We start from the raw sequence: 13463 nt of genomic DNA on the forward strand, positions 1-13463 counted from the left end.
CAGCAGGAAGGGGGAAAGCGGAGATGAAAGGTACTTTGTATCTATGCGCAACGCCCATTGGAAATCTGGGAGATATTACGCTGCGGACGCTGGATGCGCTAAAGGCGGTGGATTTGATCGCTGCGGAGGATACCCGCCATAGCCGGATTTTACTGGAACATTTTCAGATTTCTACGCCCATGACCAGTTATCATGAGCATAATAAATATGAGAAGGCGGAGGTCTTAGTGGAAAAGCTCCAAGACGGAGTGAATGTTGCTCTGATTACGGACGCGGGAACTCCGGCGATCTCGGATCCTGGCGAAGAACTGGTGCGTCAATGTCTGGAAGCAGGGATACCGGTTACTTCTCTGCCAGGGCCCAGCGCCTGCATTACGGCTTTGACGATCTCCGGTTTGCCTACAAGACGGTTTTGTTTTGAGGCTTTTTTGCCTGCGGATAAAAAGGAACGCCGGCAAATTTTGGAGGAATTGAAGCGGGAGACGCGCACGATCATTCTCTACGAGGCGCCGCATCGCTTAAAAAAGACTTTGGAGGAACTTTCAGAGGCGTTGGGAGACCGGCGTCTTACGATTTGCCGAGAATTGACGAAGAAGTATGAGGAAGGCTGGCGGACTTCCTTAAGCGAGGCTATTTCCTATTATAAAGAGGAGGAGCCCCGGGGAGAGTTCGTGCTGGTGATTCAGGGACGGGATTACCAGGATCTAGAAAAAGAACGGACGCAGGAATGGGAGAAACTAAGCTTACCGGAGCATCTGGATTATTATTTGAAGCAGGGGATGGATAAAAAGGATGCTATGAAGCAGATGGCAAAAGACCGGGGATGTACGAAACGAGAGATCTATCAGGGCCTTCTTTAAGCGCTTGACTTTTCCGGACAGTCTTCGTATACTGAAAACATCATTATTCTGTGAAAAGAAGAATGGAGATAAGGAGGAATCGCCTGTGACGACAGGAGCGATTATTCTGGCAGCGGGAACCTGCGAGAAGATGGAAGAATTCAAGCCAATGATGAAATTGGCGGGAACCAGCATGATTCAACGGCAGATGGATACCTTGCGGCAGGCGGGAGTCTCTCCCATTGTGGTCGTGACCGGATACCGAGCAGAAGAATTGGAGAAGCATCTGGCCCACCGAGGCGTGATATTCGTGCGGAATGAGACCTATGAAACCTCCGAGATGTTGGATTCGGTAAAACTGGGTATCGAGGCCGTGATAAAAGAATGCGACCGGGTGTTGCTTTTGCCGTCGGATACACCGCTTTTTTCCGCGGAAACCCTGGATGCAGTGATGAGGACGGACGCAGAGATTGCCATACCGGTCTGCGGGGGGATTTCGGGACATCCGATCTGCCTCCATCAAAAAGCGATGGAGCAGGCATTGGCCTTTGATGGAGAAGGCGGTCTGCGCGGTATGATTCATAGTGGAGCCCTTCCGTTAAAAGAGGTATCCGTGGAAGACCAGGGGGTGCTGCTGGAAGCAAATACAAAGGAAGAATACCAAAAATTGCTTCAGTTTGAAGAACAGGCCCGGATGGAGATCCCGCTGGAATTTCGTTTACGTCTGGAATTATTTAAGGGCGATAGCTTTTTTGGTCAGGGGACCAGCGAGTTTTTGCGTAGAATTGAAAAAGAAGGCTCGATGCTAAAGGCTTGCCAGGAGATGGGGATGGCCTACAGCAAAGGCTGGACGATGATAAAAAAAGCAGAGGAACGCCTTGGTTTTTGTCTGGTAGAGCGTCAGGCAGGCGGTTCTCGTGGAGGCAATTCCTTTTTGTCGGAAGAAGGAAGGGACTTTCTTCAGCGATACGAGGAATTTGTCGGAGCGGTATGGCAGGAAGCAAAACGGCTGTTTTCACAATATTTTGAAGGATAAGGGAAGAAAAGATGGAAAAGGACGTACAAAGAGTATACGAACTGAGAGCGGAAGGGAAATGTTGCACCCAAGTTTTGGTCTGTATGGGCTTGGCCTTAAAGGGAGAGAACAATGACGAGATGGTCCGCGCCGTGTCTGGCCTTTGCGGGGGAATGCGTTCCGGCCTGGTCTGTGGGGCTTTGACCGGGGCCGCGATGATGTTAGCATTGTTTGATGAAAAGGTGGCTGCGGAGGAGATGATTCCGGAGCTGGTTCAGTGGTTTCAGGATGAATACGGAGAAAAGTATGGAAGCGTCGACTGCAACGCGATTTTGGAGGGGTGTCCGGAAAATAAACCGATGCGCTGCCCGAAGTTGATTGAAGCCACTTATTTGGAGGCCCGCCAGATTTTAGAGGAATTTGGATACGACATCGAGGCGATGGTGGAAGACGCTTTTTAATTTCCTATAAGGATTCGGGTGTCAAAAGATCTTTTGACCCTAGCATCATCCTATAAAATTAAAAAACGTTCCGTGGAGGAAATCGAATATGAGAAAAATCTTTCTGCTTCGCCATGGAAAGCCGGAGTTTCCGGGTGGAAAGAAGCGGTGTATCGGACGGACGGATTTACCGCTTTCAAAGGAAGGGCGGCAGCAAGCTGCGGGTTGGAGAGAAAGAAAAGATTTGGCCGGAGTAACAAAGATCTATTCCAGTCCGATGAAGCGTTGCCAGGAAAGTGCAGCGCTTTTTTCGGATGGCCGCATTCCAATTCAAACGCTTCCTGACTGCGCGGAAATTTCCATGGGCCTTTGGGAGAACAAGACGTTTGACGAGATTCGTCAGGAATATCCGGAGGAATACCGGGAAAGGGGCGAACATTTGGCGGAATTTGTTCCGCCGGGCGGGGAGAGCTTCCGGGCATGCCAGCGGCGGGCGGCAGCCGCCTACCGGAAGATTTTGGCGGAAAGCGAGGGCGATGTGGCCATCGTGGCCCACGCGGGATGGAACCGGGCGCTGCTCAGTTTTCTTACCGGGAGGGATCTCAATCATTTGCTGGAAATTCCCCAGGAGTATGGGGAAATTTGCGAAATCCCCGTGCCAAAAGGGCTGGGGGCGGTGATTGTGGCGGCTGGTCTCTCTTCCCGGATGGGAGCCTGGAAACCTGCCTTAAAGATTGGAGAGCGTTCTTTTTTGGAATGGGAGCTGGACTGTCTGCTGCGGGCTGGCGTCAGCCGGACGGTCATCGTGACTGGAAAACGAGGCGACGAGATCGAGAGGGCCTATGAGGGACCTGGAATCGAATGCGTAAAAAATGAGCGGTATGCGGAAACCAAGATGTTTGATTCGGCCTGTCTCGGATTCCGGCGGTTTGATTCGGCCTGGAAGGGCATTTTCTTTTTGCCCGGTGATTCACCAATGTTTTCCGTCTATACGGTAAAACGGCTGTGGGAGGCCCTTGAACAGGATGGCGAAGGGGAAACGTTTTGTCCTTTTTATCGGGGAAAGCCGGGACACCCATTGCTGCTTCGGGGGCGGGTTCTTCCACGGGTTTTGGCCCATGACGGCAGGATGGGACTGCGGGGGGCCTGCGAGGGCCTGGGGGAGAAACAACGAAAGATTTCTGTTCCAGACCCAGGAATTTTGCTGGATGCGGACGAGCCAAGAGAGTATCAGGAACTTTTGACCTATGCCAAGTCTTTAAAAGCGCCGGATGAAGCGTGGTGCCGGGAATGGATGGAAGAATTGTGCCTTCCAGAACATTTGCGGGCGCATCTCTTTCAAACAGCGCAGACGGCGAAGCGCATGGCGGAAGCGGTCAATGAGGCGGGAGGCCATTTGGATGTAGAATTGGTCGAAGCGGCTGCCCGGCTGCACGATGTGGCAAAGGGGCGAAAGGCCCATGGCAGCGTTGCGGCTTCCTGGCTGCGGGACCTTGGTTATATTCAAGTCGCGGAGCTGGTGGAAGGGCATGAGTGCCTTCCTGCCTCTTGGAAGGGGGCGGTGGACGAGCGCTTGATCGTTTATCTGGCGGATAAACTGGTACAAGGAGATCAAAATTGCACCATTGACGAGCGGTATCAGAGCCGGCTGGCTCAGTTTTCGGGGGATGCGGCGGCGGAAGAAGCTATTCGGACCCGCTGGCAGGAGGCAAAACTGGCAGAACAAGCATATTTGACGGTTTTAAAGAATAGAGCGGAGATTTGTAACAATTTAGACACAATATAGTGACAATTTCGTTATTTTATATTTAAGATAATAAAAAACAAAAGGAAATTCTTAAAAAATGGACAAAAAACTTGCGATGTAAGTTTCATTGAAAAAATGCAAAGGATTTGAAAGTGAAAAGAAGACATAAATTGCGTAAATCCATTGACGATTGAACCTTAGTCTAGTAAAATCTTAGGTAAGTCCCTCGAGACATTGTATCGTGAACAAGTCATACCAGGGGGAGAGGGGTAGTATTTACTTTTAAGGAGGTTACATATGGACGTAAAACTGAAAAAGATGGTGCTCGTCATAAACGGCGTCGAACGGATTTTTATGTGTGATCCGCAGCGTGATAAGCTGTCGGACGTACTCCGCCGTTTAGGACTGACCGGCGTTAAGGTCGGTTGTGGCACTGGTGTGTGCGGTTCCTGTTCGGTGATCTTAAATGGAAAGGTCATCCGTTCCTGCACAAAGAAGATTTCGGCTGTAGAAGAGTATAGTGAAATCACCACGATTGAAGGAATCGGTAACCCGCAGCATCTGCATCCGCTGCAGGTCGCTTGGATGAACTGCGGCGCTGTACAGTGCGGATTCTGTGTTCCCGGCTTTATTGTTTCCGCCTCTCAACTTCTGAAAGAAAATCCGGATCCGACCCGTGAGGAAGTGCGGGCGTGGTTCCAGAAGACCCGCAATATCTGCCGTTGTACTGGTTACAAGCAGATCGTGGATGCGGTGATGGCGGCTGCCAAGGTAATCCGCGGCGAGTGTTCCATCGAGGATATCCAGTTTAAAAATCCGGCGGATGGAGAGTTCTACGGCAAGCCGGTGGTACGTCCTACCGCATTGGCGAAGGTTACCGGTCTTGCGGACTACGGCGATGATCAGGCGATGAAGATGCCCGACGGCACTCTTTACGGCGCGATTGTACAGCCCCGTGTGGCTCATCATGCAAAGATTTTAGCAATCCATACGGAAGAAGCCGAGAAGATGCCTGGCGTCTATAAGGTAATCACGGCGAAAGAGCTGATCGCTGCAGGCGGTACCAATATCATGGCGGAAGGTCAGTTCCACGAGAGAAGCACGGTTATGACTCCTTCCCGTAAGATCTTCCAGGATGAGAAACTGCACCGTTATGGCGATGTGGTCGCTCTGGTTTTGGCGGACAATCAGCTGGATGCGAGAGAGGCCGCTAAGAAGGTGACGGTAGATATCGAGCCGCTGCCGGAATATTTGACTTATCTGGATGCGGTTCTGCCGGATTCGATCCGTGTCCATGAAGATACTCCGAACATCTTCTGCCAGCAGCCGGTATTAAAGGGCGTTGGCTTAGAAGATGCCGGAAAAGTACAGGAAATGATCGACGATGCGCCGGTGGTAGTGGAAGGCAGCTTCTTCTCCAGCCGTGAGCCGCATCTGTCCATCGAAGGCTGCGTACTTCAGGCGTACTGGGATGAGGACGGTGTGATGAACATCCAGTGTAAGTCCCAGGGTACCTATTCTTCCATCGGCCGTATCGGTAATTCCGTAGGCGTTCCGAAGGATAAATTCCGTATTATTATGAACCCGACCGGCGCTAGCTTCGGTTGGTCCACCAACGCGGGCGACCTTTGTCTGGCTGCTGCCGGCGTAGTTTGCACCGGACGTCCGGTTTCCCTGTCCATGACCTATGAGGAGCATCAGCACTTTAGCGGCAAGCGCTGCCCGGCTTACAGCAATGGCCGTCTGGCTTGCACCAAGGATGGCAAGATTATTGCCGCTGAGTTTGATTACGGTATGGACCACGGCGCCTACTCTTGGGGCGGCGACGATGTTATGACGAAACCTGCCCGTTTCGCATTCTGGCCTTACAATGTGCCGAACGTAGCTGGTCTGGTCCGTATTGCGAATACGAACCATGCCTTTGGTACGGCTTATCGTTCCTACGGTTCTCCGCAGGCCTATACGCTGTCTGAGCCTTTGATGGACATGATGGCAGAGAAGCTTGGCATGGATCCGTTCGAGTTCCGTTATAAGAATATTGCCCGTCCGGGCGACACCAACATCAACAGCTATCCGTTCCGTCAGTATCCGATGGAGAAGATGATGGATACCATGCGTCCGATTTATGAGGAGGCGGTAAAACGCGCGAAGGCTGAGGATACGCCGGAGAAGAGAAGAGGCGTTGGTATTGCATGGGGTGGATTTAACGTAACCGAGGGCGCTACGGACAGTGCGGAAGTTGCTCTGGAGCTGGCTCCTAACGGAAAGATCATCAAATACGATACCTGGCATGAGCTGGGACAGGGCGGCGACGTTGGTTCCCTGATGGTAACGCTGGAAGCTTTGAAAGAGCTGAAGATCACACCGGAAGACGTTCAGCTGATCCAGAACGATACTGGAAAATGCCCGGATACCGGTATGGCAGGCGCCAGCCGTTCCCTCTACATGGATGGAAACGCAACCAAGATCGCGGCAAAGAAGCTGCTGGATGCGATGAGAAAGTCTGACGGAACCTTCCGTACCTATGAGGAAATGAAGGCCGAGGGTATCGAGACCAAGTATCTGGGAAGATACGAGACCACCACGACTCCTGGTCTGAGCCGTCTGGATCCGAATACCGGTATCGGTGATCCGACTCCGGCTTATACCTACTGCCTGAATCTGGCGGAAGTAGAAGTGGATACGAAGACTGGCAAGGCTACGGTTCTGCGTTTCACCTGTGTGGATATGGTCGGCAAGGTCGGCAATATCGATGCGGTAAACGGCCAGGCTTACGGTGGAATCTCCCACAGCATCGGTTTTGCTCTGACAGAGGATTACCAGGATGTGAAGAAGCACAACAATATGGCGGGCGCTGGCGTTCCGACCATTATGGATACTCCGGATGAGATCAACGTGATCCATATGCCGATTACCATCGAGGACGGCCCGTTCGGTTCTTCGGGCGCATCTGAGGCGTTCCAGGCCTCCGGTCACTGTGCGGTTCTGAATGGTATTTACCATGCTTGCGGCGTGCGGATTCATGAGATTCCGGCGCTTCCGGCTAAGATCAAAGCTGGTCTGGAAGCGATTGCAGCGGGCAAGGAGCCGGAAGTTCCGAAGAAATACTTCCTTGGTTCCGATCTCTATGAGGAACTGGAAAATATCAAGGAGAATCCGGTACAGTTTGGTGGAAACGATTTCTTCACGCCTCTGGGCGATGCGGATGCAGAGCGTTTCTTCTAAAGTTTGTTCGGATTGCGAAGCAATCGGCCGCCCGGTAGAGGTGGTTTGAATAGTAACCGAAAAGCTTCCGTGGAGCCGGTGACCCGGTTTCACGGGAGCTTTTCCCACATTTTGATTCTATCGGAAATTCCGGAGGAATTTTCAATAGAATCAAAAGCGCTCCGCTAAGGATGGAGGATGTATGAGCTTTTTAAACGACTTTGAGCAAATTCTGTCGGTGGAATGCCGGCAGAATGAGCCGCCGTTTTGTACGGCGGAATGTCCGTTTCGCCTTGATGTAAAGGATTTGATGAAAAAGATTCAAAAGGGGCGGTTCAATGCGGCTTTCCGTACTTTCCAGAATACCGTTGGTTTTCCGGGGATTGTGGCCGCAGCTTGTCCGCACCCGTGCGAGGGAGCTTGTTTACGCGCCCAAAAGGATGGAAGCCTTCATCTGCATCAGCTGGAACAGGCGATGCTTTGCTACGCGACCCGGAAAAAGCCAAATGCTTATAATATGCCAAGCAAGGGAAAGAGGATCGCGGTGATCGGCGGAGGAATCAGCGGTTTAGCTTGTACGCTGTCTCTCTGCCATAAAAAATATGAAGTGACTGTGTTTGAAAAAAGCGGCAGGATAGGGGGACATCTCTGGGATGTCCTGGATTCGGAGATTTTTCTTGCCGATATAAAAGAGCAATTTCAATTTGAAAATTATACTTTGGAAAGCGAAAGGGAAATTCAGTCGCTGGAAGAAGTTTCAGATTTTGACGCCGTCTATGTGGCCACTGGAAAGGGTGGGGAGGACTTCGGCCTCGGCCTCAGTGGAAGCGGCGCCTATGCTTCGAATCAAAAGGGCGTCTTTTTGGGCGGCTCCTTGATCGGGGCGGATACGATGCAGGCGATTGCGGATGGCCTGGAAGCGTCCCATGCCATCGAATGGTATATCAAAACCGGAGGAATGAATTCTCCGGAAGCTCCCAAGGGGACGGGCCTTCGTCTGGATTCTTCGCGGCTTTCCGAGATGCCGGAAGTGATTCCCGCGGATGGTGAAGGTTATACGGAGGAAGAGGCAGCAAAAGAGGCGGCGCGGTGCGCTTTGTGCTCTTGCGACGCTTGCATGCGGGAATGCGATTTGATGCGGCTGTTTGAAAAAACGCCCCGTAGAATTTACGAAGAAGTTTATATTACCATCCATCCGGGAACCTTATCCCGTGACGGGACATGGGCGACCCGATTGATTTCCACCTGCAATCAGTGCGGTCTTTGCAAGGCGGCCTGCCCGCAGAAGATTGACATCGGGAAATTTTTCCAGCAAAGCCACCAGGCGATGGTGAAAAAAGGCGCGATGCCCTGGGCGTTCCACGATTATTTCCTGCGGGATATGGAATTTTCCAATGGGGAAGCTTCTTTGTTAAAAAGAGCCCCCGGATGGGAAGGAAATCCGTCCTATGTATTTTTCCCTGGCTGTCAGATGGGGGCGTCGGACCCGGCTTATGTAAAGGAAAGCTACCGATATCTCCTATCCAAGAAACCGGATATGGCTCTGTGGCTCCGGTGCTGCGGCGCGCCTGCCGACTGGGGCGGGCAGGAGGAGCGCCATCAGGCGGAAATCGCGGAGATCAAGAGGCAGTGGGAAACCATGGGGAAACCGGAAGTGATTTTTGGCTGTCCGACCTGCCGTCAGATGTTTTCCCAGTATTTGCCGGAAATTCCTGGAAGCTTTCTGTATGAACGGATGGCGGAATGGGGAATCGATGCGCCGAGGCCTGCGGCTGGAACCTGTTCTGTTTTTGACCCCTGCGCGAGCCGGGATTTCCCAAAGCTGCAGGAAAGCGTGCGGAAGCTGACAGAGCAGATGGAGATTCCGCTGGAACCTTTGTCCCATGAAGGCGAGCTGGCTCAGTGCTGCAGCTATGGCGGGAATACTTCGGTGGCGGCGTCTCTTTATTCCAGAGAAGTGGCGAGAGACCGCCTTTCGGAAAAGGAAAATCCATATATTGCCTATTGCGTCAATTGCCGGGATACCTTTGCGTCCCAGAGAAAGCCGGTCTACCATCTGCTGGACTTGTTGTTTGGATTGAACGATGCGGGGCGGGTTCCTCCGACTTTGACCAAGCGGTGGGAAAACCGAAGGGCGTTGAAACGTGAGCTGCTTCAGGAATACTGGCAGGAAGAGACGGAAAAGAGGGAAGAGATGAACTTAGTGATCGGCGAAGAGCTGAAGAGGAAGCTTTCCAAGGATATGATTCTGGAAGGCGATATGGCCGAGGTGATTTCCTGGTGTGAGGAGACGGGCCGGAAGATGAAAGATCCGGAGACAGGTCACTTTGTCGGCCATAAGAAAATACAGAATATGACCTTCTGGGCAGAATATCTGCCGGTGGAGGACGGCTATGAGTTATTCGGGGGCTATGCCCACCGGATGTGCCTGGAGGATGATGTAAAATGTCAGAACGAAAAATAATCTGCTGCCGGTGTAACCGGGAATTAGAACCGGCCCAAACTTTCTTTCGCTATCTGGGGCACACGTTTCATACGGATATCCTGCGCTGTCCGGAGTGCGGTGAAGTTTATATTCCGGAGGAATTGGTAAAGGGCCGCATGGCCGAAGTGGAGCAGGAGTTGGAAGATAAATGATGGATATTGTGAGAAGAACTAGAAGCGTGTGTCCGGTTTGCTTACGGCAGCTTCCGGCGCAGAAGGTGCGCAGGGGCGGTGCGGTTTACTTGGAGCGGGAATGCCCGGAGCATGGCAAGTTTTCTTCGGTGGTTTGGCGGGATCAGGAAGATCTTGCGGAATGGATTGGCGATGTGCCGGAAATCAAAGAAGGTGAGAATCCGAACTGCCCGTCCGGCTGTGGACTTTGTCCGGATCACAAGAGAGATACCTGCTGCGTGCTGCTGGAGATTACGGATCGCTGTAATCTGAACTGCCGCCATTGTTTTGCGGATAACCATCAAGGAACGGACCCTTCTTTGGAACAGGTAAAAGCCTGGCTTCGGGATTTGACCGTGCCGGGAAAGACACTGGTGCAGCTTTCCGGGGGCGAGCCGACAGTACGGGACGATCTGCCGGAAATCGTCGCATACGCCAAGGAAGCAGGCTGCAAATACGTGCAGTTAAACAGCAATGGATTGCGTCTTGCTGAGGATGAGGATTTTACGAGACGTCTGGCGGAGGCTGGGCTTTCCTTTGTGTTCCTGCAGTTTGACGGGACCGGAGATAAGGTATGGCAGAAGCTTCGCGGGCGGCCGCTGATGGAGCTAAAAGAACAGGCGATTGCCAATTGCAGCAAATACCATGTGGGCGTGACCTTGGTGCCGACCCTGGTGCCGGGAGTGAATATTCAGGAAATTGGGGATATTTTAAAATTTGCGGTGAAGCAGTCTCCGGCCGTCCGTGGCGTCCATTTTCAGCCGGTCAGCTATATGGGGAAGATGCCGGAGCTGCCGAGGGATGAAGATCGGTTTACGCTGGATCAGCTGATTGCAGAGATCGGAAAGCAAGCGGGGAAACTTCTTTCTACGGAGAGCCTTGCCCCTTCGGCCTGCGATCACCCGCTCTGTGGTTTCCATGGGGATTTTGTGGTGATGCCAGATCGGACGCTGATGCCTTTGACTAAGCGGGGCGTGGCCCAGGGGGAATGCTGCTGCGGCGTAAATACCGTGGACCCCGCGGAGAAAAACCGGGAATTCGTTGGACGGCGCTGGGAGCGGCGGGACGAGCCAGAGGAAGAAGCGGCTGGGAGCTGTTGCTGCTGCTGCGATACCGGAAGTCTCAGTATGGAAGGCTTTCTGGCAAGAGCCAAGAGCCACGGCTTTACGATCACGGCCATGGCATTTCAGGATGCTGGGAATTTGGATGTTGAGCGGCTGCGCCAGTGCAGTCTCCATGTATATAAAGATGGGAAGCATGTTCCCTTCTGCGCGTATTATTTAACTCCGTTTGGAGGAAAAGAATGAAAAGGGATACCTGTCTCGGGCCGGTTTGCCGGCCCGGAGGATTTTCTTTGACGGAAAAGATGTTGACTTTTGCCGGATTTCCGGAAGGCGCAAAGCTGGCGGATCTGGGATGCGGCCAGGGCGCGACATTGGCATATTTGGCGGAACATACGTCCTTTGAAGCTGTTGGCGTGGAACAAGAGGAATCATTTTGCGACGGGCAGAGAATCCTGCGGGCGGATGCGGCCCGCCTTCCCTTTGAGGCGGAAACGTTGGATGGCGTGCTGTTGGAATGCAGCCTTTCGCGGATGGAAGCCCCAGAAGAAGTGTTGGCGGAATGCTTTCGCGTTTTAAAAAATCGGGGAGCTGTCTGCATCAGCGATATGATCAGCAATGGGGAAGAGCAGAAACTGACTGGGGTGCTGGGACGGCTGGAACGCCGGGAATCCCAGGAAGAGCGGTTTCTGGCGGCTGGATTTCAGATAGAGAATTTCTGGGATGCGTCTCGGGAACTGCGGGAATTTTGGGGACAGCTTTTGTTTGATGGCAGGGCCTGCGAGCTTCCAGCCCTTTTGGGCGCGGACCGGGCCATGTTAAAGCGGGCTCGCTGCGGCTATGGTTTGTGGATTTTGCGAAAAGACATCTGAATTTATGCCGGGAGAGCATAGGAGAGGCAGAATGGGAATGAACGCGGGAGAAAATCCGGTCACTTCTTGGCTGCGCAGGCAAACGGGACTGGGAGAGAAACTGAATCCGGATAGCCTTCTCGCGTGGCAGAGGGAGCAGGTAAAGAACATCCGGGAGTATGCCGGAAGCCATTGCCGCTTCTACGAAAAAGAAAGAACCTTTACCACCCCGGAGGAGGTACGAAGGGAGCCGGAGGCCCTCCTCTGCGTGCCTCCCAAGGAGATTGCAAGGATTATTACGCTTCGCACTTCCGGAAGTCAGGGAATTGCCAAGAGGATATTTTTCACGGCCGAGGATTTGGAAGCGACGGCGGACTTTTTTACGCCGGGTATGATGCTTTTGACAAAGCCAGGCCAAAATGTCGTGGTTTTTATGGAGGGAGCTGGGGAATTTACCATCGGCGGTTTGCTGAAAAAAGCGCTGAAAAGGAACGACGTGGGGTGTTTGGTCCACGGGCTGATTCGGGATTTTGACGCCGCGGGAAAAGCGGCGGAAGGCGCTGATTGTCTGGTGGGAATCCCAGGGCAATTGCTTCATCTGGCCCGATTAAGGCCGGATCTTCATCCAAAGACCGTCCTGCTTTCCGGAGATTATGTGCCGGAGAGCGTATGCCGCAAGTTGCGGTCGGCCTGGGGGACGGAGGTCTTTCATCATTGGGGGATGACGGAGACCGGCTATGGCGGCGGCGTGGAATGCGGCGCGCACACCGGAAGCCATCTGCGGCACGGAGACTTGTTTTTGGAGATCATAGATCCAGAGAGCGAAGAACCGGTGGATGCCGGCGTCTATGGGGAGATTGTACTGACGACTTTTGCCCGGAGAGGAATGCCTTTGATTCGGTATCGAACCGGCGATATCGGAAGGCTGTTGGCCGAGCCGTGCGGCTGTGGGGATCCGCTTTTGCGATTGGACAAAGTGATGGGCCGGAAAGAAAATTTGATTTTTCTCCCGGATGGCGGAGTCGTTTCCATTCATCTGTTGGATGAGGCTGTATTTGCCTGCGCTGGTGTTCGGGATTTTTCGGTTCGGATGACGCCGGAAAAGGAGTTTTTCTTCCGTGTGGCGGGAGAAACAGCGGATTTGGATGAGATAAGAGGGGTTCTTGCAAAGCAATTTCCAGAGCTTTCTTTTCAGTTGGAACGGGCGGCGGAACTGCCTTTCCTCGGAAATGGGAAGCGGAATATACAAAGAATAGATGGGAGATAAGAACAATGAAAATCGCGGTGACCTGTGAGAATATGGAGATCAATGGCTTGGTGCCAAAAACCTTTCGGGACAGTGAATTTTTGATGATTATCGACGCGGACAAGAATCAGATTTTTAAGATTTACGGCAAACAGGATCCGGATAATATGGTATTTGCCAAAAAGGTACTGGAACATGACTGCGAGGCGATTATCTGCGGTCCCATGGAGAAGGAACCTTTTGAGTTGTTGGCAGACGCCGGAGTGACGCGCTATAATGGCAGCGGCCGGAAAGTGCAGAAAGCCTATGATTATATGGTGCGTTACCAGCTTCCCTGGATTGACGAGTACATCGGAGGTCCCGGAAAGGGCGGACATTCCCATGGGGAGGAACAGTAACAGCCTG

Annotated in this window: 11 protein-coding genes; all 11 read left to right on the forward strand. The window is 52.6% G+C overall.

Going from position 1 to position 13463, the window contains the following annotated elements; translation table 11 throughout:
• Positions 1 to 23: 23 nt before the first annotated feature.
• The 11 genes from rsmI (at position 24) to ACCC71_RS00745 (ending at position 13456) form a co-directional block, all read left to right on the forward strand.
• Positions 24 to 860, forward strand: coding sequence for a 16S rRNA (cytidine(1402)-2'-O)-methyltransferase (rsmI, locus tag ACCC71_RS00695; protein ID WP_434310534.1), 837 nt, complete (start codon positions 24 to 26; stop codon positions 858 to 860).
• Positions 861 to 945: 85 nt separating this feature from the next.
• Positions 946 to 1875 (forward strand): NTP transferase domain-containing protein, encoded by a 930-nt coding sequence (locus ACCC71_RS00700; RefSeq protein ID WP_434310535.1) that lies wholly within the window; start codon positions 946 to 948, stop codon positions 1873 to 1875.
• Positions 1876 to 1886: 11 nt separating this feature from the next.
• Entirely contained in the window at positions 1887 to 2315 is a 429-nt protein-coding gene (locus tag ACCC71_RS00705; protein ID WP_434310536.1) for a DVU_1555 family C-GCAxxG-C-C protein, read from the forward strand.
• 88 nt (positions 2316 to 2403) lie between these two features.
• Positions 2404 to 4080: a DVU_1551 family NTP transferase gene (locus tag ACCC71_RS00710; RefSeq protein WP_434310537.1), complete on the forward strand. Its 1677-nt coding sequence runs from the start codon at positions 2404 to 2406 to the stop codon at positions 4078 to 4080.
• A 258-nt stretch (positions 4081 to 4338) separates the two neighbouring features.
• Positions 4339 to 7266 (forward strand): molybdopterin-dependent aldehyde oxidoreductase, encoded by a 2928-nt coding sequence (locus ACCC71_RS00715; protein ID WP_434310538.1) that lies wholly within the window; start codon positions 4339 to 4341, stop codon positions 7264 to 7266.
• Between the two features lie 181 nt (positions 7267 to 7447).
• Positions 7448 to 9709 carry a pyridine nucleotide-disulfide oxidoreductase/dicluster-binding protein gene (locus tag ACCC71_RS00720; RefSeq protein WP_434310539.1) on the forward strand — a complete coding sequence of 754 codons (2262 nt, stop codon included), beginning with the start codon at positions 7448 to 7450 and terminating at the stop codon, positions 9707 to 9709.
• Complete coding sequence (locus ACCC71_RS00725) at positions 9691 to 9882, forward strand: DVU_1557 family redox protein (RefSeq protein WP_244801533.1); 192 nt, start codon at positions 9691 to 9693, stop codon at positions 9880 to 9882. The genes ACCC71_RS00720 and ACCC71_RS00725 overlap by 19 nt, the downstream gene beginning before the upstream one ends.
• The gene (gene trsS, locus ACCC71_RS00730) at positions 9879 to 11207 is read left to right on the forward strand and encodes a radical SAM (seleno)protein TrsS (protein WP_434310540.1); all 1329 of its coding nucleotides are present in this window, start codon (positions 9879 to 9881) and stop codon (positions 11205 to 11207) included. Before ACCC71_RS00725 ends, trsS begins: the two co-directional genes overlap by 4 nt.
• Positions 11204 to 11833, forward strand: coding sequence for a DVU_1556 family methyltransferase (trsM, locus tag ACCC71_RS00735; protein WP_434310541.1), 630 nt, complete (start codon positions 11204 to 11206; stop codon positions 11831 to 11833). The genes trsS and trsM overlap by 4 nt, the downstream gene beginning before the upstream one ends.
• 31 nt (positions 11834 to 11864) lie before the next feature.
• Complete coding sequence (locus ACCC71_RS00740; protein ID WP_434310542.1) at positions 11865 to 13079, forward strand: DVU_1553 family AMP-dependent CoA ligase; 1215 nt, start codon at positions 11865 to 11867, stop codon at positions 13077 to 13079.
• 5 nt (positions 13080 to 13084) lie between these two features.
• Positions 13085 to 13456 carry a NifB/NifX family molybdenum-iron cluster-binding protein gene (locus ACCC71_RS00745; RefSeq protein ID WP_434310543.1) on the forward strand — a complete coding sequence of 124 codons (372 nt, stop codon included), beginning with the start codon at positions 13085 to 13087 and terminating at the stop codon, positions 13454 to 13456.
• The last annotated feature ends 7 nt before the right edge of the window (positions 13457 to 13463 follow it).

It is taken from the genome of Hominifimenecus sp. rT4P-3 (assembly GCF_051055405.1).
GTDB lineage: Bacteria > Bacillota > Clostridia > Lachnospirales > Lachnospiraceae > Pseudolachnospira.

What these genes read in the sequence shown, in the direction of transcription:
- ACCC71_RS00715 (WP_434310538.1), top strand. Translation starts at nt 4,339, where the DNA reads ATGGACGTAAAACTGAAAAAGATGGTGCTCGTCATAAACGGCGTCGAA.
- ACCC71_RS00745 (WP_434310543.1), top strand. Translation starts at nt 13,085, where the DNA reads ATGAAAATCGCGGTGACCTGTGAGAATATGGAGATCAATGGCTTGGTG.
- ACCC71_RS00705 (WP_434310536.1), top strand. Translation starts at nt 1,887, where the DNA reads ATGGAAAAGGACGTACAAAGAGTATACGAACTGAGAGCGGAAGGGAAA.
- rsmI (WP_434310534.1), top strand. Translation starts at nt 24, where the DNA reads ATGAAAGGTACTTTGTATCTATGCGCAACGCCCATTGGAAATCTGGGA.
- ACCC71_RS00740 (WP_434310542.1), top strand. Translation starts at nt 11,865, where the DNA reads ATGGGAATGAACGCGGGAGAAAATCCGGTCACTTCTTGGCTGCGCAGG.
- ACCC71_RS00720 (WP_434310539.1), top strand. Translation starts at nt 7,448, where the DNA reads ATGAGCTTTTTAAACGACTTTGAGCAAATTCTGTCGGTGGAATGCCGG.
- ACCC71_RS00710 (WP_434310537.1), top strand. Translation starts at nt 2,404, where the DNA reads ATGAGAAAAATCTTTCTGCTTCGCCATGGAAAGCCGGAGTTTCCGGGT.
- ACCC71_RS00725 (WP_244801533.1), top strand. Translation starts at nt 9,691, where the DNA reads ATGTCAGAACGAAAAATAATCTGCTGCCGGTGTAACCGGGAATTAGAA.
- trsS (WP_434310540.1), top strand. Translation starts at nt 9,879, where the DNA reads ATGATGGATATTGTGAGAAGAACTAGAAGCGTGTGTCCGGTTTGCTTA.
- trsM (WP_434310541.1), top strand. Translation starts at nt 11,204, where the DNA reads ATGAAAAGGGATACCTGTCTCGGGCCGGTTTGCCGGCCCGGAGGATTT.